This window comes from Polaribacter sp. 2405UD43-2 (assembly GCF_058147125.1).
In genome coordinates, this window is sequence record NZ_JBYVJX010000006.1 from 1 (window position 1) to 23,425 (window position 23,425).

Genomic DNA, 23,425 nt, shown 5'->3' on the forward strand with positions numbered 1-23,425 from the left:
TTTTTTCATGTTTCTAAGATATTTGTTTTGTAACAAACAGTCTTAAATTTTGTGTCCGAGTAAAGGTAACAAGTCCATTTTATTATTCTTAATGGTTTTGGTATGTACCTACCACCAGGGTAAAAATTGAATCTTGGATTTTGAACAGATGGGATAACTCCATGTGCATATAATAGAGCTTCTTTAGAATTAAGTTGTATACAAGTGCCTCTGGAAACTGAAAATCCATCTATTTCAGTTTTACCATCCTTTATTTTACTGGAAACATACCTAATATTATCCTCAAAGTTAATTTCAATCAAGTCTACATTTTCAATTTGCTTGTTGTCAAATAAACTATCTAAAATGCCCTGTTTTTCTTCCTCTGTATAAAAGGTTCTCTTATGTATGACAACTCTTTTGGGTAATTCATTCATTGATTCATAGAATAAACTCAAAACATTTTTACCAAATTCATATGCATCATCATAACTTAAATGTGGTTTCCTATTTATCCACTGTATTTTATCATTAACTTTTGATAGTTTATACTTTAACCCTTCTCCATTTGAACTATAAATATGACTACAGCCTAAAATAATGTGTCCTTTTTGGTCTTCCTTATTCTCTACACTATAACCGATACCTGCATAGGCTGTGGCTTTGTCTGTATTGTCAATGACCCAAGGTGTCCTAAATGATTTTACAAAATAGGAAAGAGACAACCACCAGTTAATTTGACAATCTAAATTTGTATCAATAATTGTCTTCTCTCTTATAATTTGAGAGGTAATTCTTTTTTCAGCACAATATGCCTTTATGTAATCATGTAAGTCAAAAGATTCAACACCATCATTATACTTCAAAAAGCCATCCCATCTTTGAGGAATATAAATAACAAGTACTTTTTGACTACCTATTGAAGATTGACTATTAATTTTATCACAAATATTCCTTTTGATTTCATGTACAATCTCTTTTTGGTCTGATGATATAGGATTATTTATATTTTCCCAATTATGTGAAGAGATAGATGGGATATTTAAACTTATTCCATATGTACTATAAAACCCTTTATAATCAATTATATAATTATCTTTAGGATTGTTCTTTTGAATTTCTTGATTTTGTCTGTTTAAAAAAGCATATAATTTTTCTGAGTCTTCTTCTGGGCAAATAATACCAAGATTAACTGTATCATTTAATAAGCTTCCTAAACCAGCATCATAAGGATTATTATTAACTAAACCTCTCATAGGATGAACATCACTAACTTTATTTTGTCCATTATTGGTAGAAAAAGTTAAGCCTACTTCTGGAAACTGAATACCTTTTAATTTAATTAAGCCTTCTGGTACATTATGAGTATTAGTATATCTATTATTTAAATCACAAACATTAGTGAATATTGGGTTCTTTGCTATTTTGAAAACAAAACCAGTTCCTGAATTTAAAGGAATTTCAAGTTTTGTAATTTTCTCTTTTAGAAGTTTTCCTCTCCAAAGATTTATGTAGTTGTTGAATTTATCATTATAGATTTTATGAAAAAAGGATAGCCCTATTTGTTGTTTAATTTCTTTGGATATAGTATTATCCATAATATGGAAGTCTGGACTTAAAGATAGGTAATACTTTCCTTGAATCTTTTCCAGACCAATTCTTAGGGCATTAAAAACTTGATGGTTTAAGATATCTTGACATTTTGATTCATCCCATAGCTTATTCCTGAAATTTGTTTTTACTGAAAATGATTTACTGAATAGTTTACACAAAGAAGAAAGAAGTAAAAAATTCACACTATTATGATGAACATTAATATGTGTCAAAGGTTTTCTATGTAATTCACCTTTTTTTAGGTCTGAGAATTTTTCTTGAACATATTCAGCTGTTCCAAATGACCAAATCTTTTTCCCATAAGGCACTGCTGAAATTGAATAATCATCTAAAGTTCTATCTTTAATAGTTTTCCATGGTTGTTGTGGAATCTCAGCATCAAATACAAAGACTTCTTTTGGAAACTCAATATTGAATAAATTGCTTTTGAGAACTTTGTTTACCCTGTCTAATTCAATATTAAATGGGGAGAAATTCTCAGGCTGTTCAACAGCTTTTATTTTTCTAAGCTCTTCTTTTAAATTTTGGTTTCCTTCAACAATTAGTTTTACAAGGTTTAGCATAGTATTGTCAAAACCATCTGTGCTAATGTAAAATGCTTCTCTTCCTTGTGCTTTTATATAATTCAATAACTCAGCAACTTCATCATTAATGTTATCACCATAACCACACCAAAATAATATACCTGCTCCAGGTTTGCTGTATGCTTCTTTTAATGAATTCATTAAAGATGAGTCTCTACCACTATATCCTAATACAATCAGGTTCTTATCTAATAAATAATCAGTTAACTTACTTCTAAAAGTAGCATCTTGATGTTGAAGTTCCTCTTGTGTATTTTTTAAAGAGCCATATTTATAATCTCCATGAAGTTTTATTATTGGTAATTCATTTTTACTTTGAGTTCTTTGATTAATTCTGTCTGCTGTATCTATGGAAATATCAATACCTTGTATTTTTCCATTAATGCAAGCAAAATTAACTAAATCATCAAAATTTGTAGTCCAAATAGAATCTAACATTCCTTGTTTAACAAAAAGAGGAATAGTTTTATAACCTATTGATGGTTCTTTGTTTGCACAAAGTTTTTGGAAATATTGCCTTCTGTTTTCTTCAATTGGAAAGCATTTTTGAGCATAAAATGAATATTCTTCTGGCTTATCTTTTTCAATATAACTACCTTGATTATCTAACCATTTTTGAATAACATCCTGTACTTTTGGGTTCTTGTGGTTCTCTATCCACTCTTTAACATTAGGATTGTTACTTTTATAAATAATCTTTTTCCACTCCCATATACAATCATAAGCTGATTGAATTCCAGAACTTATTGAGCATCCAGCACCTAAAAGCATTGAATAAGTGTTATCCCTGCTTATTGAAACTGACCTTAAAAACTCATCATATTTTAGTTGATTAGCCATGTAGTATTAACTTGTTAAATATTTCATTACTTATTACTCCACCTTTTTTTATACTTCTATTATCCAAAATATTGACAAATCCAAGTTTGCATTGATTTGAATTTTCTGTTAAATGCTGGAACTTATAATTACCAAAAGAGCTGTCTTTTTGATGTGTTTGTGGATACAGTAACATACTCTTAGAGGATTTCCAATGTAGGTTATACACAAACATTTGCTTTAAATCATCATCTGATGGATTGTTAGATTCTACAATTTTCCACTTGGTGTCAATTACAAAATTCTCTTCATTATTAGTTACCACAATATCTGGTCTTATTTTTTTGTGTTCCCAAAAAATATCTGAATTTTGAAATGAAACCTCATAGCCTTGTGGTTTGTTTCTGTGAAGTATTCTAAAAATATACTCTTCCCATAATTTGTTCATATCAAAAAGTAATGTGAGCATATTGTCATTTCCAGAATTGATATTTGGGGAATAATTTAATATCAGCATCTTGGCAATATCAATTGCTTTTTCATAAGGCTGTGATTTTCTATTCAGCTTTAAAATCTTAAAGTGTTTGGCAGTTATTTTGGTGTGTTTTATACCTTCAAAATTAAATAACAGCCTTTTGGTTTTATCCTGTAAATGGTATGTGTTGAGACCTTCTAAAACCTGTAATCCTTGCAATAGAATTTGATGCAACAAATGGTTTCTGTCATAGACTTGATGCTCACAGTAGAATCTTTCTTTATGTACTAAGTTTTTTTGAACATTTTGAGCAAAAAGCATTTTACCTTTAAGTGCTAATTGATTGCTTTGTTTTCTTCTGTACTTTCTAATTAAACCTCTTTTTATTAACTGCTCAATTTCCTGTAAATACAACTCAAAATAGGCTTCTAAAATAGAATTATACCTTTTCTTCAATTGAGTTTCAGAAACATTATCAATTTGAATATGCTTACAAACTTTTAGCATGTGTAATAGTACCCCTTGCCATAAATCTTTATTTTTTTGGGAATCTGAAATATCTCTATCTGCTTTAGGTAGTATTTCAATAGTTAGCCCAGAGATTTGTATTACTCCAACATAACTACCAAATTGAATCCCATTATAAATAGGCTTAAAGTATTTATTATCATTTTGTTCATTGAATTTAACCATAGCTTCAAAATGTTTCTTTTTGAAACCATGCTCACCAACTCTTAATTTTTGGTATTCAAAAACTTGTATGATGTTTTTACTACTCATTCTCTAAAGGAGTGTTCAAATAAATTGAGGTAAAAGTGTCTGTTGTCCAATCATCAGCATTTACAAATTCATACAATTCTTTTTCTTCAATAAATTCTGTTTCAAATTTGAAATTTTGAGCCAATACATTTTTATTCTTACTTTCTTTAGGTTTTACAAAATGTCCACCTAAAACCAAGCCTATTTTACCAAAATCACCATAAAAGTATTCTTCTAAAAGTGGAATAATTTTGTCTTTAAAAACTACTTTCAAATCCTCAAAAGTTTTGACTTTAAAAAAGTAAGAATGTCCTATTTGATTGTCTTTATCAATTAGCAGTTCTATTCTTTCATTTATGGTAAATAATAATTTTACTAAGTCAATTTCTTTGTAATCAATTTCAGATAATAGTTCTGGTTTTGGTAACATTTCTGTAAATGAGAATCTTCTTCTTAATGCTGTATCTAAGGCTTCAACACTTCTATCTGCTGTATTCATAGTACCTATAATGTGAATGTTTTTAGGCACAGAAAAAGGTTGTTTTGAATAAGGTAGAATGACTTGGATAGCTTCATCTTTACCAGCTCTTTTGTCATTTTCTATCAATGTAATTAACTCTCCAAAAATGGCAGATACATTTCCTCTGTTAATTTCATCTATAATGAGTACATATTTTTGGTTGGGTTGTTTTTCTTCTTTAGAAAGGTTGTATTGTTCTTCAAGGTATTCTAAAACTCCTAATGCATAGCCTTCCCAACCTTTAAATATCCTCTCACCTTGATAGTGAGCTTCTAAATTCTGTTTTGACAAAACACCTTGCTTATTAATTTCAGCAGTTGTATAAAGGCTTAAATTGTCTTTGCTATTTACATTTACCCTAAACTCTTTACCTCTTGGTGTCTCTAATATCAGATATTCATCATCAGATTCTGAAAGGTCTTTAATCATTTCTTCATAGGCATCATTAAAGTTTGAAACCTCTTTAAATTCTGCCAGTTCACAAATTTGTTTAAATAACCCAGACTTGATTTCATATTCAATTTCACCATTATTATCATCTGTCATTTTAGGCTTAATACCCTCAATAAAATCTTCATAACTCATGCTTTGGTGAAAGGTGGTGAAATGAATTTGCCCAGATTCTATTAACTCCAAATACCTTTTAGTTAGCTCTTCTCTTTTTTTAGGCACAAAACCATCAATGATTTCTACTGCAAGAGCTTTGGTTTTATAGGTCTTACCTGTACCTGGTGGACCATAAAGAATTTGATTTAAGGTGAAAGGGAACAATTCTTTAAATAACTCTTGTATAAAGCTAAAAAAGTAACTTATTCCTTTTATGTCATAACTGTAAGGAGGTGTGCTTAGCTTTTTAATTCTTAACAAGTTACTCTTGCTTAAATCTCTTCTTGAAAATTTTGAATTTATGTATTCCATTTCCCATATCAATGGAAATTTCTCTACTAAATCTTCATGATAAAATATATGGGATTTAGGACTTAAATGCTTTCCATTTTCTCCTTCTAAATACTGCTTATATAAATCAAAAAGGTCTTTTACTTCCATTGTATTATTGCTTTTATCTTCAAGTATGTTTTTTATGCTGACTATTATATTTCTTTTTGTAATTTCATATACAGTAGTTCTATTTCCCTGTTCATTTTGTATGTTAGGATTTATGACCAGCCATTCAACTTCTTTTTGATGAGGAAATTCATTGTCTTCACTAAACTCATAATCCTCAATAACTCTTCCAATTCCTAAAACATCAAAGCCTGTTTGGGCTATGACTATATCCCCAGTACTTATTTTTTTATAGAAATCAAATATTTCTCCAGCCTTTCTACTTTTGGTTCTTTCATCATTCAAATAATATCCAGTATTGGTTAATTTCTTTATAATGTCCTTTTTATTTTTAGGCTTAATTAAATCCAAGTTTTCTAATTCTTTCCAACCAATACAAACCTTACTTTCAGATTGCATTTCTTCCCAATAACTCTTGTTTCCATCACTTGTGCCAATTCTCCAATACTTAATATTTTCCTTAAAGTGATTAGCAACAGAGTACACAAAATCCTGTACCAAAAGATGTAAACTTTCATCATTATAATGCTCATTTTTAGTTGTAAATAGCCTGTACTCTTGTATAAAAGAAGAGTCTTGTTTTATGAACTCTAAAACCTCATTTGCTATTTCATTGAACCTTTCCACATTAGTTTTATCACCTGCTTTAATTTTGGGTATTCCAACTTGCTCACAAAAGTTTTTAACCATAGTGTATTTAAACAAGAAATACTTATTTGGGTTTTGTAAATAGAGATATAATGAAATTGCTCTTGAGTCTCCATGACTATGGTACTGTATCTTTTTGTTTGGTAACTTATTTTGTAGCTCAGGAATTTTATCATCATACAATTGAATGAACTTTTTCACTCTTTCTGTTAGCTGAACCTCCTCATTAAATAAATTTTCAAATACCTCTAAAGTTTCTTGTCTAAACTCCTCAAACATCCAATTGGTATGTGGAATAGGATAAAAATTACCACTCATCCATAAGTTTTTAGACCCCTTTACCTCAAATGCATTTTTAAACATTTCAATTTTGTTTTCAGCATCCCAACTCCATCTGTCAAAAACTTGTTTAAGTACTTTCCATTTATATTTCTCTTTATGCTTAGATTCAGGCTGTTTGAAGTATTCTTTATACTTTACCCAATAATTACCTAACAGATGTGTATTTATTTTCTGAGATACTGTACTTTTATTATCCACTGTAAAGCCTATTTTCTCAAAAGGCTTGTTAGCCTGTCCTCCCATAAAGTTGATTTCATTAATTTTATAACCCTTCAATTGTGCCATAACTCTTAAAAAATCTTTAGGAGGAAAAGGTTTGTTATTTATGATTACTTCATATTTCTTTGATGGCTTTAATTCAATGTTATTGGAAACAATATATTGATAAGTATCTTCAACAGCAGATGTATCTACTATTTTGTAAAACTCTGATGCTGATATAGGTTGTAATTCTTTTTCTTGCATTTGGTTACTTACTGTTTCTTTTTAAACCATCAAAAACTGAAGGGTCTTTAGTTTCTAAATAAGCCTTTACTCTATTTGCATGAGGAAGAGCCACCAAGTTAAATTCTTTTTGTAGTCTATATTTATGGGGTTTCAATGCAAACATTTCTTTTAGGTGCTGTTCTATATCTTTCCTTATTTCTTGCTTTCTCTGTTCTTTAAGAGAAACTTTATTGAGGTACATATTTGTTGTACTTTCTAATACTATTTTACCTTCTAACTTTTTAATAATAACTTCCTGCTGTTCTAAAATCTTGTCTAACTTTTCAGAAATAGGCAATAACAAATCTTCCATTTTTTAACTATTTTCTATAATTTCTATTTCTTCATCTGTAAGTTCATATAGCTTATACACTATTTGATTAATAGTCTTATCTGTGACATCAATTTTAGTTTTTATACTAAGTACTATTTGTTGCTCTGTTAAAAAATAATCTTCCCAGTCTGCTTCTTCTGCAAGGCTGAGCTTTATTTTTTTCTTTTTCAGTTCTTTTACAAAATCTGCAAAGTTTAACTCATACCAACTTTCTAATTTTTTGGAAAGTTTTTCTAATTGTTCTGGAAATTTTCTTTGTAAGGTTCTTTGGAATTTTGATGAAACCATTTGAAGCTCTTTGCTTAAAGCCAACATTTGATTTGATAAGGTTGATAAGTTTGTTCTATATTCATCACTTATTTGAGGTATTGGAAATGATGAAAGGTTATCCAAACTGATTTTTGCAAAAACTTTTCCTTTTATATCATGTAGAATTCTATAAAATACTGTAGCTGGTTTTGAATTAATTATAGCTAAAAGTGCTTCAAGATTTTGCTCTTTTGATTGTTCATAAATTCCATGTACCAAGGTGTCAAAATAGAAGTTTTCATTATCCAAGCAAGCAATTAATTTATCTCCTGTTTTCCTTACTACAATTTTTTTATTCTCAAATAATTCAGGACTTCTCAATGCAAAATCAATTCTATTCTGCTTTTTCATCCCTTGTTTAGATTTTATATCATCAAGTGTAATTTGGTCTGCAATATTCTCATCATAATTAATGTAATCACCACTCCAATTAATTTGATATTTTTTAATCTCTTTTCCCCAAATTATAGGTTTATGATTTTCAGATTCTTTAGATTGAGCCACTAAAATGTGCTTAATATTACCTGGATTCAATCCATTTTTCAGTTTGTAATGACTTCTTATTGAGTCTAACTTTAATAGCTTTTGCTGAATTGATTCTTTGCTTTGGTCAATTATAGATATTTCAAAATTTGGAATAGATAGAAAAGATTTTTGAGTTTTAATATTTTCTATAATACCAATTTCAGATATAAAAATATCTGGTGTATTGGATTCTACAAGTCTTATCTTGTTGTCTATAGATACATCATTTTTTATCTCAAAATTTAAAAGTAAACTACTTCCCACTTCTGCATCTTCAAATACTTTTTCTGTTATTGTGTGAATCTCATTAATTTTTGTTTTGTTCAGTAGTACTTCCCTTATGTTCTTATAATATGTATTGAACAAGAGAGACTTAGGGATAATGAAATGAACAATTCCACTATTAAAAATCTGTAACATTCTCTCAATGAAAAGAACATATAAGTTAATCTTATAGTTAGTTAAAGGAAAGTGTTTTGAATAATGATTTTGCTCACTATCACTCATAAATATTCCATAAGGTGGATTCCCAATCACCACATCAAAACCACCTTTAGCAAATACCTGTGGAAATTCCTTTTGCCAATTAAAAGCTTTATCTCCTGCAATTTCTGCATTATCAATCAAAGAGTTACCACATTTTATATTGTTGCTTAGGTCATTTAGTTTTCTATTGGGCTGAGCAGTTCTTAACCAAAGTGAGAGTTTGGCAATTTCTACAGATTCTTCATTGAGGTCAACGCCAAACAAGTTGTTTTCTAAAATGCTGTTTTCAATGTTGGGGAATACCAAGCCACCACCTAAGAGTTTGGTTTCTAATTCATCCAATAATTTGTGTTCTGTAATCAAAAAGTTAAGAGCTTCATTTAAAAAAGCACCAGAACCACAAGCTGGGTCAACTATAGTAAGTTGCAATAACCATTCTCTGTAATCTTTTAATTTTTGAAGTAGTGTATTTCTGGTTTTCTTTTGCCTTCTTTTTTCTGTGTAATACTCTTCTTCATTAAGTTGTAAAGCTATTTTCTTCTCAGCACATAATTTCCCAATGGTATTTTCTACAATGTATTTGGTAATATATTTTGGTGTATAGAAAACACCATCTTTTTTTCTTTTAGTTTTGGATTTATCTACTGCTGTTCCTTCTAATTCTGCTTGTACTTCTTCTATTTCATTAAGTGAATTTTCAAAAATATGCCCTAAAATGTTTACATCTACTTCACTGGCAAAATCATATTCAGAAAGTTTTAAGGTATGTGCATAAAGCAGTTCATCATCAATTTTGGCAGTGTCTAAAATTTCATCTGGTTTAAATAAACCACCATTGTAGGCAAATACATCATAGCGTTTCCCTTTGTAACCTGTGTTTAGATACTCAAAATATTTTTTGAATCTATCATACAAAGGAATATCTACATCTCTTTCTTGTAGGTCTTTCCAATCACCTAAAATGAGTCTTACAGAATTTGGGGGTAATAAATGTCTGTCTTCAGCAAAAAACAAGAACAGAAATCTGTCCAGTAGTTTTTGTGATTTTTTAAAAAGTAACAGCTTATCTATTTGTGGGTTTAATTGTGTTAGATTTTGAAATAGTTCTCTTTTAAATACTGAATAATCCTTGTAGAGTTTTTTGGTAATAACATCTTCTTGGCTTACAGACTCTTCCTTTATTTTTTTGGGAATGTCTTGACTTAAATTTTCATAAGCCAAACAGAGGTAAAGCTTTTTAAAATCTTGTTCTGTAAGTTGAAATAGATTGAACTCTATATGTTCAATGGCATTGTCAATGTAAAACCTTAGCTTTTCAAAGTTAGAAGTAATAACATAGGTGCATCCTGCTTGGTTGTTTTTATAGCCAAAGGCTTGAGCTTCAACTTTACTTAAATCTGTTGTGTTAGTACCTTTTAGTTCAATAACACCTTTCACTTTACCATTGACTAAAATACCACCATCAGCTTTTTTACTGTCTTTAATGTTTTTAAGTTCTGTGGTAAGATTAAAGTTATTATCAGGATTTAAGGTATAGCCTAAAATTTGCACAAATAAATCTCTTAAAAACCCTTCTTGGTATTGCTCTTCTTTAGAGTTCTTGATGTTTTCCTGTATTGTAGGATTATGGAAATGACTTTTGAAAGTATTCCACTTTTCTAAGATAACCACCTCTTTTTGAGATTTAAGATATTTCTGTATGACAGTATTTTGGAATAAAGGCATATTAATTTTGAATCTGTAAGTGGGTGAATAATTGGCTTAGCTTTTCTTTCATAGCATCTTTGGCATAGAAGTAGTCAATCTGCTTTAAAGGGTAAGTGTTCAAGGTTTCAGTATCAAAATATATCTGCATATCCTCAAATCTATACTTCATATAATCTAAAATCTGTATAAAATTGTTCATATTGCCAATAACCTTTCTGTTGTTAATTGACTTATGTAGAAATACCTCAGTAAACCTATTTTTTAATTGAGTTTCTTGTTCAGTAGATATAAGACTTAGCTTGTTTAACTCTGTGATAAAACCTTTAAGAAATAATTGATTTAGATTTTTAATATCTGGCTTTTTAATGTCATAGACCACAAAAGAGAAATAGGTATCATGATTCATAAAAAACAAGCACTTTTTTCTATTAATAGTAAATAAATGCCCATTCCAAGAATTTACAGGATTGTGTTTGTCCTGTTCTATTTGGTTTTCCTTAAAACCAATGTATTTCTGTAATTTATTGCTACAGTAAAGTGTTATCATTCTGCTATTTCTTTATACTTCTTTTCTGCTAATTTCAAGGCTTTTAAAGCCACAGTTTCATTTTTCATTTCATTCACCAATCTATCTCTAAGCCAAAGGGTAAGGAGCTTGTTTTTATCTAAGTCCAGTACTCCTGCCAATCTTAAAATTTGAGGTCTTGTAGGGTTTCTATCTCCTTTTTCAAATTTGCTAATCATAGCAGTATCTACTTCAATTAATGCAGCAACTTCTCTTAGTAGTAGCCCTTTCTTATCTCTGGCTTCTCTTAAAATAGTACTTAACTCCATTTTGCACTTGATTTTCTTGTCATTAAATGTCAAATCTATGAAAATTATCTGAAAAAAAATTATAAAAAAATTTTTGAGGTCAATAGTGAGTTCATACACCACCCTCTACAAACCACCCCCACTGATTTATAGAATAGGATGCCCCCAGCCTTTATTTGAAAAAGTTTTTTTTTCAGGGCAGTAAATATTTGATGAAAAAAATGTAGTTGTTTTTCTGTACACAAGAAAATGATGAAACCTGTAATGAATAAATATGTTTACTACAGGTACTTTTCAATTCAGAACAAGTAATTTACTGTATGTTTATAACTAAAAAAAGAAACCAAGAGCAAAAGTGAAACAATGTATTGTATTCCTATTAGCTCTTTACTTTTTTATACAACCAACACCACCTAAAAACCCCCACTCATTCTGGGAGAGATAAACTCTCTATGTCTTTTAATACTGTTTAGAACCAACAAGCCTTAGTTGATAGCAAGGCTTCTATGGTTTATGCAATAAAGAAAGACAACATCATCATTAACTCAAAAATTTATTAATTATGGTTAGAATTATTAACTACAAAGAAAGAGAAAAGGACAATGGAGAAACATTCTTTGTTCTGGAATTACAAGGTGGAATAGAAATGGTGCAGTCTAAAGAAACTGGCAATTTCTATGCTACTGCTAAAAGAGCATTTATTCCTTCCACTTTTGATTTGCAGACTTGTACTGCATTAATTGGTACTGAAATGCCAGGTAAAATCATTAAAGAAGAGTGTGAACCCTTTGATTATGTGATTAAAGAAACTGGAGAAGAAATTACCCTAAATCATAGATGGGTATATGCACCAGAAGATTTACCAGCACCTATCATTTCAAATACACCAAAAGCAACAGAAACTCTACAACCACAAGTAGAACAGTTTAGCCAAAATGGTGTAATGGAATACGCTTAGTTAGTAACCACTAAGGGCATTGCAGAAATGTAATGCCTTTTTTATTTTTTTTATGTTATGAAAGTTAGAGAAATCAAGGTATCATATAGTTTACCTAAAACCAAGAGAATTAAAATACATAATAGTGATGAGCTTTTCCAAGTAGCCATAAACCATTGGAATTTAGATACTATAGAAATGCAAGAAGAGTTAAAAGCAATTTTATTAAATAGAGCCAATGAAGTCATTGGTATTTATGAACTTTCAAAAGGTGGTATTGCAGGTACAGTTTTGGATATGAAATTGTTACTTAGTGTAGTTTTAAAATGTTTAGCCAGTAGCATAGCCATTGTACACAATCACCCAAGTAGAAATTTAAAACCAAGTGAAACTGATTACAGAATTACCAAGAAACTTAAATCTGCTTGTAAGTTAGTAGATATTGTACTGCTTGACCACTTAATTATTTCTAAACATGAACATTACAGCTTTGCTGATGAGGGTAAATTAAAATAATCGTGTAAATGTGAAGTAGTCAATATACAGCCAAAATCAAGCTATTTTCACTTCTATACCTTAAAGGTAGATAGGTATTAATAGCGAAATTTTAATTTTCAAGGTCTATTTCCAAAAGGTCTTTTACAGGAATTTCCAAAGCCAAAGCTATTCTTTGAAGTGTAAAAATAGTAGCATTAGTTCTACCAGATTCTATTCTTGAAATATTTGTAGTGTCAAATTTACCCAACATTCTTGAAGCTAAATCTAATTGAGACAAACCTTGTTCTTCTCTAAGTTCTTGAACCCTTTTACCTAAAGCAATCAATAGGTTACTTCTATGTTGGTCTAATATTTTGTCTTCTTGACTTGTCATTTAAGACAAGATTATTACTTATGTTTGTATAAGTTAATGCCATATATGGCAACATTGATAATTAATCCAATTTTTTAATACGATGAAACAGAATTTTTTAATATTAATAGCCATTTTTTCGATGATGGTTATTTCTTGTAATAAAATAGACAAGGAAAAACTAAAGGTTATTGATAGCCTTGAATTAGGAATGCCAAAAGACAATTTTAACAAACAATACACTAAAGAAGGTATCTTTTTCAAGCAATATTATACTAAAATGTTTTTTGAGGATATGAATGAACTGACAAATAATAAGATGCTTTTCTATTCTACAAGCCTATTTGATTTTCCAAATTTTAAAACTGATAAAACTAACCATTTAGGAATGTATGTACCTGTAATTCATGAAGGCACAGAGAATGTATATGGATTAAATGTGTTGTTAGGACATACAGGTAATGCAATATTATTTCCAAGTTTTACAAATATTACCAAATCAACTAAGGTTAAATTTTTTGACCAAAATATGAGAGCAGACTTAATAAGCAAAATTGAATCAATGCTTAAACTAAAATATGGAGAACCTATAAAAACATATTCAGGAGACTATATTCCTTATAATGTTATTGAAGGTAGAAGTATAAAGCAATATGGCACTGGTGATAAAATGCAAGGAGAGATTTTAAACTGGGAAACTGAATATTTAGAAGTAAAGTTTTTTAAGGGTATTGTCAACTTTAACACAACTTATGATACAACAGTAAATAGTTATGCATATGCAATGCAAAATAATGTTGAAGTTAAGAAATTAGGGGAGAATGAAATTGAATCTCACATCTATGCCTACATATCTTATACTCTTAAAGCAGGTGTAGTTGAAGAATTGAAGTTAGACCAAATGAACCTATAGCTATGGAAACATTACTTTTAATCCTTTCTATATTAGCTTATCACTACCCAAGTGGTTTATTTAGGGATACTCAAAGAAGATATACCAATATGAAAAAATTTGGGAAGAATATAGAATATGACCTTGAAAATCAAATTAGTCCATTTGAAAAATCACCAATTTACAAATATCCATATGCTTTATTGTCCTTTATTTCTGGTGCTATTTTACCAATATTTAATCTGTTAGCACTTGATTTAGGTTGGTTGTTGGCAATTATATTGAATATTGCCTTATATGTAATAGTAGGACCTGCATTGGCTTTTGTTTCAACACCTCACATGGCAATTTATAATAAACATTCTTTATCAAGATTAGCCATAATTTCTTTGGTTGCTGGATTGGTAATATTTTTCATTGCTAAAGGAATTGGATAGTTATTAAATGAAAAATTTCTACATAATTTTAGTGATAATAGTATTGGGTTCATTTGCCTATTTTAAATTCAATTCAGGTAATGGAGAAAAATGTGCTTATGTATATATATTCAATCCAAAAACTGGTCATGAATCAGATTTAGATTTAAAGGTTGATGTTGAAAATGGGCAACTTGTAAAAATTTATTTCAATAATGGAGGTTATCTTGATAAAAAGCATTTTAAAAGTGGTAGCATCTATATTTCAAATGATGACCCTGCTTATTTTAAGGATGAAAGAGGTAGAGAATTTATTGTAACATTACAAGACTTAGATAATTGTATTATTGATAAATGAAATACTTCTACATCCTATATGAATCTGCTTATACAGGCTACGTTTTAGCAAAAGCAAAGAGCAATCTATATCTACAAGAACTGGAAAGTCAATTCCATAATATAAGTAATTTTATTTCAGAACAATTATACTTGGGAAAATCAGAACAGTATTTATTAGAAAAACTGAAACCTAAAGCTAAATATTGTATTGAGACACACAAAGCTGTGATTAGTTTAGATGAAATAAAAAAGGAAAAATCATTAATTAGGTTATATGTAGCACCTGGAAAAAATGATAATTTATACTTCATTGCTACTCATAATGAAATTAAAGATTTTACTAAAGTTTCAAGGTTTGAACCAAGTATAGATTGTTTCTTTTCAAGTATTATTAAGGATGAAGATGGAGATGATTCTGTACAGGAAATATACCTCAATTAAGTTTAACCTACAGCATAAATTTCAACCACTCAATTTTGGGTGGTTTTTTTATGCCTATATATCAAATACCATGAAGATTGATTTTATACCTTTCCAAATAGGAGAACAATATGAATACTGGGAATTTGATTTAGAACCAGTTAAAACAACCAAAACCTATGACCAATACAGATATTTTAAAACTGACCAGAAGGAGTTATTAAACACACCTGTAAAACAAATACTACTCACGTTCAATCTGGATATTCTGTTTCAAGTAGAATATCATTTTGAAGCTAAGTATTTTAAGCAACTAATATCTACGTTAATTAACAATTTGAGTACAGGACTTTATAAAGCATTTGATGATACATTAGAATGGGAGAATAGCAAAATTTGTATTGTTGTGGAAAAACCAACAGGAACTGAGAATGTAATTTTGAGAATGATTGACAAATTTTATATTGAAGATTTGTAACCCTTTTACAGATATTACAGCTTTTACAGTCTTACATATTATAAGATAGGTTTAAAAAAGCTGCTGCAACAATGCTGCAACAATTTTAAAACTGGATGCAATTCATTGAAAGTGGATGAAAGAGATATTTTCTTAAAGTGCTAATATTCAGTAATATGAAAACTATTGAAAAGCAATGAAAAATATCATTAAGTATCTGTTAATCAGAGGGTCCTTGGTTCGAGTCCAAGAGGGGGAGCTTAACAAATAAAGACTTTACAGAAATGTAAGGTCTTTTCTTTTTACATAGGTCAAACATAGGTCAAACAATTTATGTCTATTATATTTTTTAAATTTGAACTATGAAAAGCGGCTCCATCTTATGAGTGAAATCAGAATACCTTGAGAAAACAGAATTAACAAACTAATAATAAATCCTTACTATCAAAAGGATTAAAGAATCCCAAAACTTCTTAATCTGTTCATTCGAATTTTCGAATTACTAACTTATGAACAACTACTTTTTCATTTTACAAATAAAAACGAATTTTGAGTAAAACTAAAATCATTTTCAAATTTTAAAGTTTTTCGAAAATTCGAAAAACAAACTCAAAAATCCAATGGTTCGATGTGTAGAAAGGGCTGTAAACTATACTAACTCACTGATAGTCAAAACTAACTGGTTCGATAGTGGGCATAAGGGGGATATAACTACCAATAAGTGATACGATACATTGCCTTATTTTATATCCTTTAAAACCAATTGCACAGATTTATAACCATTCCATTCATTTTCATCTAAGGCATACACAATATCAAATTCGTCTTGTATAAACTCCATTTTATCGCCTAAATTAAAACCAATAGCATTATATGTTTTTTTATTATCGCCCTGAAAAACATTGAGTTTTAAATGTGTTTTATCTGCACCCACTTGTCTGCCATAACCGTTATCTCTAACACAAGTAGATAAAAAAGTGGGTTTCATATTCTGCGGACCAAAAGGTGCCATTTGTTGAATAATTCTAAAAAACTTAGGGGTAATTTCTAACAAATCAATTTCTGTATCCACCAAAATTTCTGGAGTTAATAATTTTTTATCAATAGTTTTCTCAACAACTTCTTCAAACTTATTTTTAAAATTCTCGTAGTTTTCTGGTAACAATGTTAAACCCGCAGCGTATTTATGTCCGCCAAATTGTTCTATAAATTCTTCACATTCTTGTAAAGCATTGTACACATCAAAACCTTTTACAGAACGTGCAGAAGCAGCTAATTTATTGCCACTTTTGGTAAAAACTAAAGTTGGTCTGTAGTATTTTTCTATCAATCTAGAAGCCACAATACCAATGACACCTTTGTACCAATCTTCTTTAAAAACGACAGTAGAAAATTTATTTTCTTCCTTATTATCAATAATTTGAATCAATGCTTCCTCAGTATTTTTTTTATCTAAATCTTTTCTGTCTGCATTAAAAATTTCGATAGCAGCTGCAAAATCAATGGCAGCATCCAAATCCATTTCTGTAAGTAGTTCTACAGCATAATTTCCGTGTTTTATTCTTCCTGCGGCATTTATCCGCGGAGCGATAATAAAAACAACATCTGTAATGGTGAGTTCTGTTTTTTTTATTTGATGAATGATTGCCTTAATTCCGTTTCTAGGATTTTTATTGATGACTTGTAAACCAAAGTAAGCCAAGATTCTATTTTCGCCATTTATGGGCACAATATCTGCAGCAATTGCAGTAGCTACTAAATCTAAATATGGAATAAAATCCGCAATAGTTTGGTTGCGTTTTGAGCCTAAAGCTTGTATTAATTTAAAGCCAACTCCGCAACCGCAAAGTTCATCAAAAGGATACTTACAATCTTTTTGTTTTGGATTTAAAACGGCAATTGCGTCAGGAATTTTATCACCAGGTTTATGATGATCGCAAATAATAAAATCGATGTTTTTTTCTTTTGCATACGCAACTTTATCAATAGCTTTTATACCACAATCTAGTGCAATAATTAGCGAAAAATCATTGTCTTGGGCAAAGTCAATTCCTGTGTAAGAAATGCCATAACCTTCTGTATATCTATCAGGAATATAGGTGGCAATATTTGCGTAAATTGTTTTTAAATAGGAAAAAACTAATGAAACAGCAGTGGTTCCATCTACATCATAATCACCATAAATTAAAATATTTTCGTTGTTGGTAATTGCAGTTTCTATTCTCTCTACAGCTGCATTCATATCTTTCATTAAAAAAGGATTATGAATGTCTTTTAAATTGGGTCTGAAAAATTTTTTAGCTTCCTCAAAAGTCTCAATATTTCTTTGACAAAGAATTTTAGCAATAATTTTATCTACTTGTAAATCTTGTGCTAGCTTTTCTACTTTTTCTGTTTTGGGTTGCGGCTTTAACGTCCATCTCATAGTAATTTACTTTTTTGTTGATAAGATACAAAATGTAAATGAGTTCGATGCATTTTATAATTTGTGTAAGAAAATTTCAATCTCAACAACTGCAAATTGGCGGAACATTTCCATAACGCCACAATATTTTGTTACTGACAAATTTACTGCTTTTTGAATTTTTTTGGGATGCAATTCTTTATCCGTAAAATGATAATCTACTTTTACTTTATGGTAAAACTTTGGATGTTCTTCTGTTAATTCTGCAGTTATTTCAATTTTAAAATCGGCAACTTCTGCGTGCATTTTTTTTAATATAGAAACTACATCTAACCCAGAACATCCTGCTAAAGAAGATAACATTAATGCTTTCGGTCCAAAACCAATGGTATCTTTATTTTCCTCATCAGCAACAGAAAACATTGTTAATTTATGGCCACTAGGATTGTCACTCTCAAACTGTTCTTTTTGCGTCCAAACTGTTGTTACTATATTTTTAACCATTTTTAATATTTTATTAGAATTTGAAGTCTTAAATTGTGCTTTCTTACAAAAATAAGAAAACACAAAGAAGTAAGTGATTAAAATGCGTAATTCTCTAAAACTTAAAAATAAAATTCTCTCTATTCTTTTTATAAAGATGAGCTTTTTTGTTTTTGCTCAAACAAATATTGCACCCATTGTTACAGCAAAAGGGAATCAGGCTTTTTGCCCAGGAAGTGACAAAAAAATTGTTACAGATTTTACAATTACTGATGCTGATGATACTACAATAGATTCCTTTTTTATTCAAATTTCATCTGGATATCAAATAAATTTTGATGAATTAAAATTGTCAGGATCTCATCCAAATATTTCTGAATCTTTTGATGATACTGAAGGTAAATTAACGCTAACTTCTTCAATTCTTGGGTCAGAAATGTTATTAACAGACTTAGAAAAAGCAGTAAAAGAAGTTGTTTTTACAACCACAGCTACCAATATTATTGAAAAAAAATCGTTCTCATTATCTATAGGAGATGCAAATTATTTACCCTTAACCGACCATTTTTATGAGTTTGTAGATGTGCCAAATATTAAATGGACTGATGCTAAAATAGCAGCAGAAAAAAGAACTTATTATGGCAGAAGAGGCTATTTGGCTACACTAACTAGCAAAGAAGAAGCCGATTTTGCAGGAAAACAAGCTTCTGGAGCAGGTTGGATTGGTGGTTCTGATAGAGAAACAGAAGGTGTTTGGAAATGGGTAACAGGTCCAGAAGCGGGTAGTGATGATTCTGTATTTTGGAGAGGAGCAATAAATGGTTCTACTCCTAATTTTGCTTTTTGGAATAATAACGAGCCTAATAATTTTAGAGGAAATAATCCTGATGGAGAACATTATGCTCATATTACAGATCCAAATGTTAGGAATGTAATCATAGGTTCTTGGAATGATTTGCCTGATGAAGGAGGTACAGGTCTCTATATACCAAAAGGGTATATAGTAGAATATGGTGCGCCAGGAGATTTGCCATTAAATATTGTAGCAACTACAAGTATTTATTTGCCCAAAATTTCTAATACAACAACCGTAACAATCTGTGAATCTGGAAGTGTTACTTTAACTGCATCTGCCAGTGAAGGAAACGTTTTATGGTACGATTCTGCTACAGGCGGAAATCTATTACATACAGGTAGTAGTTATCCAACACCAATTTTAACAAGAAATACATCTTTTTATGCAACAGTTTCTATTGATGGATGTTTATCAATAGAAAGAACAGAAGTGCCAGTTACAGTAGTGCAAAGACCCACAATTACAAATATTAAAGAAGATTTAATTTGCTCTGGCTCTGCAACTTTAAGTGCAACAGCTTCTGCAGGAGAAGTTTTTTGGTATGATGCTGCAGGAATATTTTTAAAAAAAGGAAATAGTTATTCGCCACAAAACCTAACTTCAACAACTACCTATTTTGTTGAAGCAAATAACTCTAATTGCATTTCATCTCCAAGAATACCTGTAATTGCGAAGGTAGATAGCTCAATTCCGCAATTTGACCTTGTCCAAAATAATTACGTTTTGTGTGATGATATTGGCTCTGTTACGCTAAAAACAAAAAATGCTTTAAATAATTACAGTTATGTTTGGACTAAGGATGGAAAAATTATTTCTGGAAATCAAGCTTCAAATAAAATTAATGCAACAGGTAAATATTCAGTAAAAGCAGTTTCTTTAGCGGGTTGCGAATCTTTAGAAAAAACAATTACTGTTTTTAATTCTGAAAAAGCTACCATTACTAATAATGATGTTGTAATTATAGATGATTCTGCTAACAATTCTATTAGAGTTATCAATAATAATTTAGGAATTGGTGATTATCAATTTTCTTTAGATGATGAATTTGGCACTTACAAAGATCAAGGATTTTTTCAAAATATTGCTATTGGCAAACACACCTTATATGTTAAAGACAAAAAAGGCTGTAAAACTGCAACCTACAATTTTTCTATTCTTTGGTATCCAAGATTTTTTACACCAAATGATGATGGAAAAAATGATGTATGGAAAATTAATGGGTTGGTAGATAGTTCATTTATCACATTAGATATTTATATTTACAACAGGTTTGGAGTTTTATTACACAAAATTAATTCTTCTGTAGGAAGTTGGAATGGAAAACATCAAGGAAAAAACCTACCTTCAAACACCTATTGGTTTAGAGCAATTCTAACTGATAATAATAATCGAAAAATAGAAAAAACAGGAAGTATTAGTTTAATAAGAAATTAAAAAAATATGGCTTTAGTAACACCTTTAGGAGCAGAACACGATTTAGAAACAAAAGAATTGGCAAAGTTTTTTAATGAAACTTTAGGCTTTTGCCCAAATTCAGTTTTAACTATGCAACGCAGACCCGCAATTTCGAAAGCTTTTATAAACCTTAACAAAGCTGTTATGGCAAATGAAGGCAGTGTTACTTCTGCTTTAAAAAGAATGATTGCTTGGATTTCTAGTAATGCAACAGGCTGTAGATATTGCCAAGCGCATGCAATTAGAGCTGCAGAACGTTATGGTGCAGAACAAGAACAATTAGATAATATTTGGGAATACAAAACTCACCCAGCTTTTTCGGAGGCAGAAAGAGCTGCCTTAGATTTTTCTTTGGCAGCATCTTTGGTGCCTAATGCTGTTAATGCAGAAATAAAAGAACAACTATACAAGTACTGGGATGAAGGAGAAATTGTAGAAATGTTAGGTGTAATTTCTCTATTTGGATATTTAAATCGCTGGAATGATTCTATGGGTACAACCTTAGAACAAGATGCCATTGAAAGCGGAAATCAATATTTAAGTAAATACGGTTTTGAAGTTGGTAAACACAATGGCTCTCAATACTAAAAAAAAGTATTATTTTTAAAAAATAAATGCCTTTCCAGAATTCTGAAAAGGCAAATAACAAAATAATTAAGGTCCCCCAACCTTTTCATATTTACTAATCAAAAGTAGTGAAACTACCAAGTTTTGCTCTTGCAATTTTCGCAAAAAAAAAATTCTTTTTTTGTGAATTTTAAGTATGAAAAAAAAGACCTTTATGGAAAAAATTGAAGAAAAACTATTTAACTATATTAATAAAAAACTCCCTAAAAATGTATCACTCATAGAAGATATTGCTGATGTTTTAGATTTAAGTTATGATGCTGCTTACAGAAGAGTTAAAGGAAAAACAGCATTAACTTTATCTGAAACTTTAAAACTTACCAATCATTATAATTTTGAAATACCTGATGTGTTTTCTACAAAAGAAACCATTAGCGTTAAAAAAACGGATCAAGTTAATTCTATAGAAGAGCTAAAAGATTATTTTGATTATGCAGTAAAAGAATTGCAAGATATTTCTAAATTTAAAAATTCGAACTTAATTTTTGCTGCAAAAGATTTACCCTTTTATTATTCTTCTGGGTTGTATAGAAAATTTAAAATGTACACTTTTTTAAATGTATTGTCAGATCAGTTTAAATTTACAAAATGCCCATTTAAAGATTTTGATAGAGAAAATATCTTGCTAAATAAAATTAAAGAACTAGAAATAAGTTATGAAAATATTACGACAACTGAAATCTGGAGCGCAAATACGCTAACAAGTTCTATAAACCAAATTTTATATTTTTTTAAAATTAAATTGGTAAATAAAAAAAGTGCCTTAGAAATTTGTAACGATTTAAAAAACGTTCTAAATGGAGTAGAAAAACAATGTATTAAAGAGAAAAGAGGAAGTGGGTCAAAAAAATATGAATTATTTAATAATGAAATTTTAAACTTAAACAACACAGTTTTCTTTAGAACAGAAAGTCAAAAAAAATTATACATACCGTTTACAACTTTATCCTATTTAAAAATATCAGACAAAGAAACTTGTGCAACCATTGAAAAATATTTTTTAAAACAATTGCAATTTTCAAAGCAATTATCAGGTAATGCAGAAATAGACAGAACTATATTTTTTAACTCTTTGTACGAAAGAATAGATAAATTAAAAAAACAGATAGAATTGGGATAAACGCATATTATTTGATAATAGTTGCTACTCTTTTTTGCAATTCGGGTATCACATTTTGCTCAAACCAAGGGTTTTTAGTCAACCAAAAACGATTTCTTGGACTTGGATGTGGCAATGTAAAATACTTAGGTAAATATTCAGGATAATTATCAACTGTTTCTGTAAGTGTTCTTTTGGCTTTGCCTTTTAGATAATAATTTTGCGCATACATTCCAATAAGAATTATCAATTTTAAATTTGGCATTTTATCAAATAATTGTTGATGCCATTTTGGAGCGCATTCTTTTCTTGGAGGTTTATCTCCACTTTTTCCTTTTCCAGGATAACAAAATCCCATTGGTACAATGGCAAATTTTTCTACGTTATAAAAATCTTTATCAGAAACATTTAACCATTTTCTAAGTTGTTTTCCGCTTGCATCGTTCCAAGGAATTCCAGATTTGTGCACTTTTGTTCCTGGTGCCTGACCAATAATCACGATTTTAGAATTTTTATGGCCCGTAACTACAGGATTTGCACCTAAATCTAAATAAGGTTCGCAAATAGTGCATTTTTTTATTTCTGAAAGGAGGTTTTGCATTTGCTTGTAAAATCATCAAATTTTTAGAAATAATTTATTTTCAGGTTCAGGAAGTTTTTCAATACTCTTTAAAAATTAGTTATCAACTGCGCTCAAACAAACAATTGTTACATTTTAAAATTGA

The 23,425-nt window shown here is 29.7% G+C and carries 21 protein-coding genes; 10 read left to right on the forward strand and 11 right to left on the reverse strand.

The genetic code is table 11. From position 1 onward, the window contains the following. Positions 1–5: 5 nt before the first annotated feature. Genes ACY2RX_RS09255 through ACY2RX_RS09285 form a run of 7 tightly spaced genes read right to left on the reverse strand, consistent with a single transcriptional unit; the run spans position 6 to position 11,486 of the window. Entirely contained in the window at positions 6–3,017 is a 3,012-nt protein-coding gene (locus ACY2RX_RS09255; RefSeq protein ID WP_490103693.1) for an SIR2 family protein, read from the reverse strand. Then, positions 3,010–4,251, reverse strand: a complete 1,242-nt coding sequence (locus ACY2RX_RS09260; RefSeq protein ID WP_490103694.1) for an McrC family protein — start codon at positions 4,249–4,251, stop codon at positions 3,010–3,012. Before ACY2RX_RS09260 ends, ACY2RX_RS09255 begins: the two co-directional genes overlap by 8 nt. Further along, entirely contained in the window at positions 4,244–7,270 is a 3,027-nt protein-coding gene (locus tag ACY2RX_RS09265; RefSeq protein WP_490103695.1) for an AAA family ATPase, read from the reverse strand. Before ACY2RX_RS09265 ends, ACY2RX_RS09260 begins: the two co-directional genes overlap by 8 nt. Before the next feature lie 4 nt (positions 7,271–7,274). Continuing rightward, positions 7,275–7,604, reverse strand: coding sequence for a hypothetical protein (locus ACY2RX_RS09270; protein ID WP_490103696.1), 330 nt, complete (start codon positions 7,602–7,604; stop codon positions 7,275–7,277). A gap of 3 nt (positions 7,605–7,607) precedes the next feature. After that, a complete protein-coding gene (locus tag ACY2RX_RS09275; protein ID WP_490103697.1) occupies positions 7,608–10,670 on the reverse strand; it encodes an Eco57I restriction-modification methylase domain-containing protein in 3,063 nt (1,020 codons plus the stop codon). A gap of 1 nt (position 10,671) precedes the next feature. Further along, positions 10,672–11,199: a DUF6933 domain-containing protein gene (locus tag ACY2RX_RS09280; RefSeq protein WP_490103698.1), complete on the reverse strand. Its 528-nt coding sequence runs from the start codon at positions 11,197–11,199 to the stop codon at positions 10,672–10,674. Further along, a complete protein-coding gene (locus ACY2RX_RS09285) occupies positions 11,196–11,486 on the reverse strand; it encodes a helix-turn-helix domain-containing protein (RefSeq protein ID WP_490103699.1) in 291 nt (96 codons plus the stop codon). Before ACY2RX_RS09285 ends, ACY2RX_RS09280 begins: the two co-directional genes overlap by 4 nt. Before the next feature lie 541 nt (positions 11,487–12,027). On the opposite strand from ACY2RX_RS09285, the gene ACY2RX_RS09290 reads away from it, so the two are divergent. Both ACY2RX_RS09290 and ACY2RX_RS09295 read left to right on the forward strand, forming a co-directional pair. Continuing rightward, on the forward strand, positions 12,028–12,423 hold the full coding sequence (locus ACY2RX_RS09290; RefSeq protein ID WP_490103700.1) for a hypothetical protein: 396 nt from the start codon (positions 12,028–12,030) through the stop codon (positions 12,421–12,423). A 57-nt stretch (positions 12,424–12,480) separates the two neighbouring features. Further along, complete coding sequence (locus ACY2RX_RS09295; protein WP_490103701.1) at positions 12,481–12,918, forward strand: JAB domain-containing protein; 438 nt, start codon at positions 12,481–12,483, stop codon at positions 12,916–12,918. A 91-nt stretch (positions 12,919–13,009) separates the two neighbouring features. Here ACY2RX_RS09295 and ACY2RX_RS09300 read toward each other — a convergent pair whose 3' ends face one another. After that, complete coding sequence (locus ACY2RX_RS09300) at positions 13,010–13,273, reverse strand: helix-turn-helix domain-containing protein (protein WP_490103702.1); 264 nt, start codon at positions 13,271–13,273, stop codon at positions 13,010–13,012. Between the two features lie 82 nt (positions 13,274–13,355). On the opposite strand from ACY2RX_RS09300, the gene ACY2RX_RS09305 reads away from it, so the two are divergent. From ACY2RX_RS09305 to ACY2RX_RS09325, 5 genes are all read left to right on the forward strand, one after another. Next, a complete protein-coding gene (locus ACY2RX_RS09305; protein ID WP_490103703.1) occupies positions 13,356–14,165 on the forward strand; it encodes a hypothetical protein in 810 nt (269 codons plus the stop codon). A gap of 2 nt (positions 14,166–14,167) precedes the next feature. Beyond that, positions 14,168–14,581, forward strand: a complete 414-nt coding sequence (locus tag ACY2RX_RS09310; RefSeq protein ID WP_490103704.1) for a hypothetical protein — start codon at positions 14,168–14,170, stop codon at positions 14,579–14,581. A gap of 7 nt (positions 14,582–14,588) precedes the next feature. Further along, the gene (locus ACY2RX_RS09315; RefSeq protein WP_490103705.1) at positions 14,589–14,918 is read left to right on the forward strand and encodes a hypothetical protein; all 330 of its coding nucleotides are present in this window, start codon (positions 14,589–14,591) and stop codon (positions 14,916–14,918) included. After that, positions 14,915–15,340, forward strand: a complete 426-nt coding sequence (locus ACY2RX_RS09320) for a hypothetical protein (protein WP_490103706.1) — start codon at positions 14,915–14,917, stop codon at positions 15,338–15,340. The genes ACY2RX_RS09315 and ACY2RX_RS09320 overlap by 4 nt, the downstream gene beginning before the upstream one ends. Before the next feature lie 70 nt (positions 15,341–15,410). Beyond that, a complete protein-coding gene (locus ACY2RX_RS09325; RefSeq protein WP_490103707.1) occupies positions 15,411–15,797 on the forward strand; it encodes a hypothetical protein in 387 nt (128 codons plus the stop codon). A gap of 718 nt (positions 15,798–16,515) precedes the next feature. Here ACY2RX_RS09325 and recJ read toward each other — a convergent pair. After that, positions 16,516–18,201 (reverse strand): single-stranded-DNA-specific exonuclease RecJ, encoded by a 1,686-nt coding sequence (recJ, locus tag ACY2RX_RS09330; RefSeq protein ID WP_490103708.1) that lies wholly within the window; start codon positions 18,199–18,201, stop codon positions 16,516–16,518. Positions 18,202–18,255: 54 nt separating this feature from the next. Further along, positions 18,256–18,684, reverse strand: a complete 429-nt coding sequence (locus ACY2RX_RS09335) for an OsmC family protein (RefSeq protein ID WP_490103709.1) — start codon at positions 18,682–18,684, stop codon at positions 18,256–18,258. Positions 18,685–18,820: 136 nt separating this feature from the next. On the opposite strand from ACY2RX_RS09335, the gene ACY2RX_RS09340 reads away from it, so the two are divergent. The 3 genes from ACY2RX_RS09340 to ACY2RX_RS09350 all read left to right on the forward strand — a co-directional run bounded on the left by ACY2RX_RS09340 (position 18,821) and on the right by ACY2RX_RS09350 (position 22,721). Beyond that, on the forward strand, positions 18,821–20,953 hold the full coding sequence (locus ACY2RX_RS09340) for an Ig-like domain-containing protein (RefSeq protein WP_490103710.1): 2,133 nt from the start codon (positions 18,821–18,823) through the stop codon (positions 20,951–20,953). 6 nt (positions 20,954–20,959) lie between these two features. Then, positions 20,960–21,562, forward strand: a complete 603-nt coding sequence (locus ACY2RX_RS09345) for a carboxymuconolactone decarboxylase family protein (protein ID WP_490103711.1) — start codon at positions 20,960–20,962, stop codon at positions 21,560–21,562. A gap of 175 nt (positions 21,563–21,737) precedes the next feature. Next, a complete protein-coding gene (locus tag ACY2RX_RS09350) occupies positions 21,738–22,721 on the forward strand; it encodes a hypothetical protein (protein ID WP_490103712.1) in 984 nt (327 codons plus the stop codon). A 7-nt stretch (positions 22,722–22,728) separates the two neighbouring features. Here the strand turns inward: ACY2RX_RS09350 and ACY2RX_RS09355 are convergent, their stop codons facing one another. Continuing rightward, positions 22,729–23,301: a uracil-DNA glycosylase family protein gene (locus ACY2RX_RS09355; protein ID WP_490103713.1), complete on the reverse strand. Its 573-nt coding sequence runs from the start codon at positions 23,299–23,301 to the stop codon at positions 22,729–22,731. Positions 23,302–23,425: the final 124 nt, after the last annotated feature.

What these genes read in the sequence shown, in the direction of transcription:
- ACY2RX_RS09280 (WP_490103698.1), bottom strand. Translation starts at nt 11,199, where the DNA reads ATGATAACACTTTACTGTAGCAATAAATTACAGAAATACATTGGTTTT.
- ACY2RX_RS09350 (WP_490103712.1), top strand. Translation starts at nt 21,738, where the DNA reads ATGAAAAAAAAGACCTTTATGGAAAAAATTGAAGAAAAACTATTTAAC.
- ACY2RX_RS09320 (WP_490103706.1), top strand. Translation starts at nt 14,915, where the DNA reads ATGAAATACTTCTACATCCTATATGAATCTGCTTATACAGGCTACGTT.
- ACY2RX_RS09275 (WP_490103697.1), bottom strand. Translation starts at nt 10,670, where the DNA reads ATGCCTTTATTCCAAAATACTGTCATACAGAAATATCTTAAATCTCAA.
- ACY2RX_RS09310 (WP_490103704.1), top strand. Translation starts at nt 14,168, where the DNA reads ATGGAAACATTACTTTTAATCCTTTCTATATTAGCTTATCACTACCCA.
- ACY2RX_RS09325 (WP_490103707.1), top strand. Translation starts at nt 15,411, where the DNA reads ATGAAGATTGATTTTATACCTTTCCAAATAGGAGAACAATATGAATAC.
- ACY2RX_RS09305 (WP_490103703.1), top strand. Translation starts at nt 13,356, where the DNA reads ATGAAACAGAATTTTTTAATATTAATAGCCATTTTTTCGATGATGGTT.
- ACY2RX_RS09265 (WP_490103695.1), bottom strand. Translation starts at nt 7,270, where the DNA reads ATGCAAGAAAAAGAATTACAACCTATATCAGCATCAGAGTTTTACAAA.
- ACY2RX_RS09295 (WP_490103701.1), top strand. Translation starts at nt 12,481, where the DNA reads ATGAAAGTTAGAGAAATCAAGGTATCATATAGTTTACCTAAAACCAAG.
- ACY2RX_RS09260 (WP_490103694.1), bottom strand. Translation starts at nt 4,251, where the DNA reads ATGAGTAGTAAAAACATCATACAAGTTTTTGAATACCAAAAATTAAGA.
- ACY2RX_RS09300 (WP_490103702.1), bottom strand. Translation starts at nt 13,273, where the DNA reads ATGACAAGTCAAGAAGACAAAATATTAGACCAACATAGAAGTAACCTA.
- ACY2RX_RS09335 (WP_490103709.1), bottom strand. Translation starts at nt 18,684, where the DNA reads ATGGTTAAAAATATAGTAACAACAGTTTGGACGCAAAAAGAACAGTTT.
- ACY2RX_RS09315 (WP_490103705.1), top strand. Translation starts at nt 14,589, where the DNA reads ATGAAAAATTTCTACATAATTTTAGTGATAATAGTATTGGGTTCATTT.
- ACY2RX_RS09285 (WP_490103699.1), bottom strand. Translation starts at nt 11,486, where the DNA reads ATGGAGTTAAGTACTATTTTAAGAGAAGCCAGAGATAAGAAAGGGCTA.
- ACY2RX_RS09355 (WP_490103713.1), bottom strand. Translation starts at nt 23,301, where the DNA reads ATGCAAAACCTCCTTTCAGAAATAAAAAAATGCACTATTTGCGAACCT.
- ACY2RX_RS09270 (WP_490103696.1), bottom strand. Translation starts at nt 7,604, where the DNA reads ATGGAAGATTTGTTATTGCCTATTTCTGAAAAGTTAGACAAGATTTTA.
- ACY2RX_RS09290 (WP_490103700.1), top strand. Translation starts at nt 12,028, where the DNA reads ATGGTTAGAATTATTAACTACAAAGAAAGAGAAAAGGACAATGGAGAA.
- ACY2RX_RS09255 (WP_490103693.1), bottom strand. Translation starts at nt 3,017, where the DNA reads ATGGCTAATCAACTAAAATATGATGAGTTTTTAAGGTCAGTTTCAATA.
- ACY2RX_RS09340 (WP_490103710.1), top strand. Translation starts at nt 18,821, where the DNA reads ATGAGCTTTTTTGTTTTTGCTCAAACAAATATTGCACCCATTGTTACA.
- recJ (WP_490103708.1), bottom strand. Translation starts at nt 18,201, where the DNA reads ATGAGATGGACGTTAAAGCCGCAACCCAAAACAGAAAAAGTAGAAAAG.
- ACY2RX_RS09345 (WP_490103711.1), top strand. Translation starts at nt 20,960, where the DNA reads ATGGCTTTAGTAACACCTTTAGGAGCAGAACACGATTTAGAAACAAAA.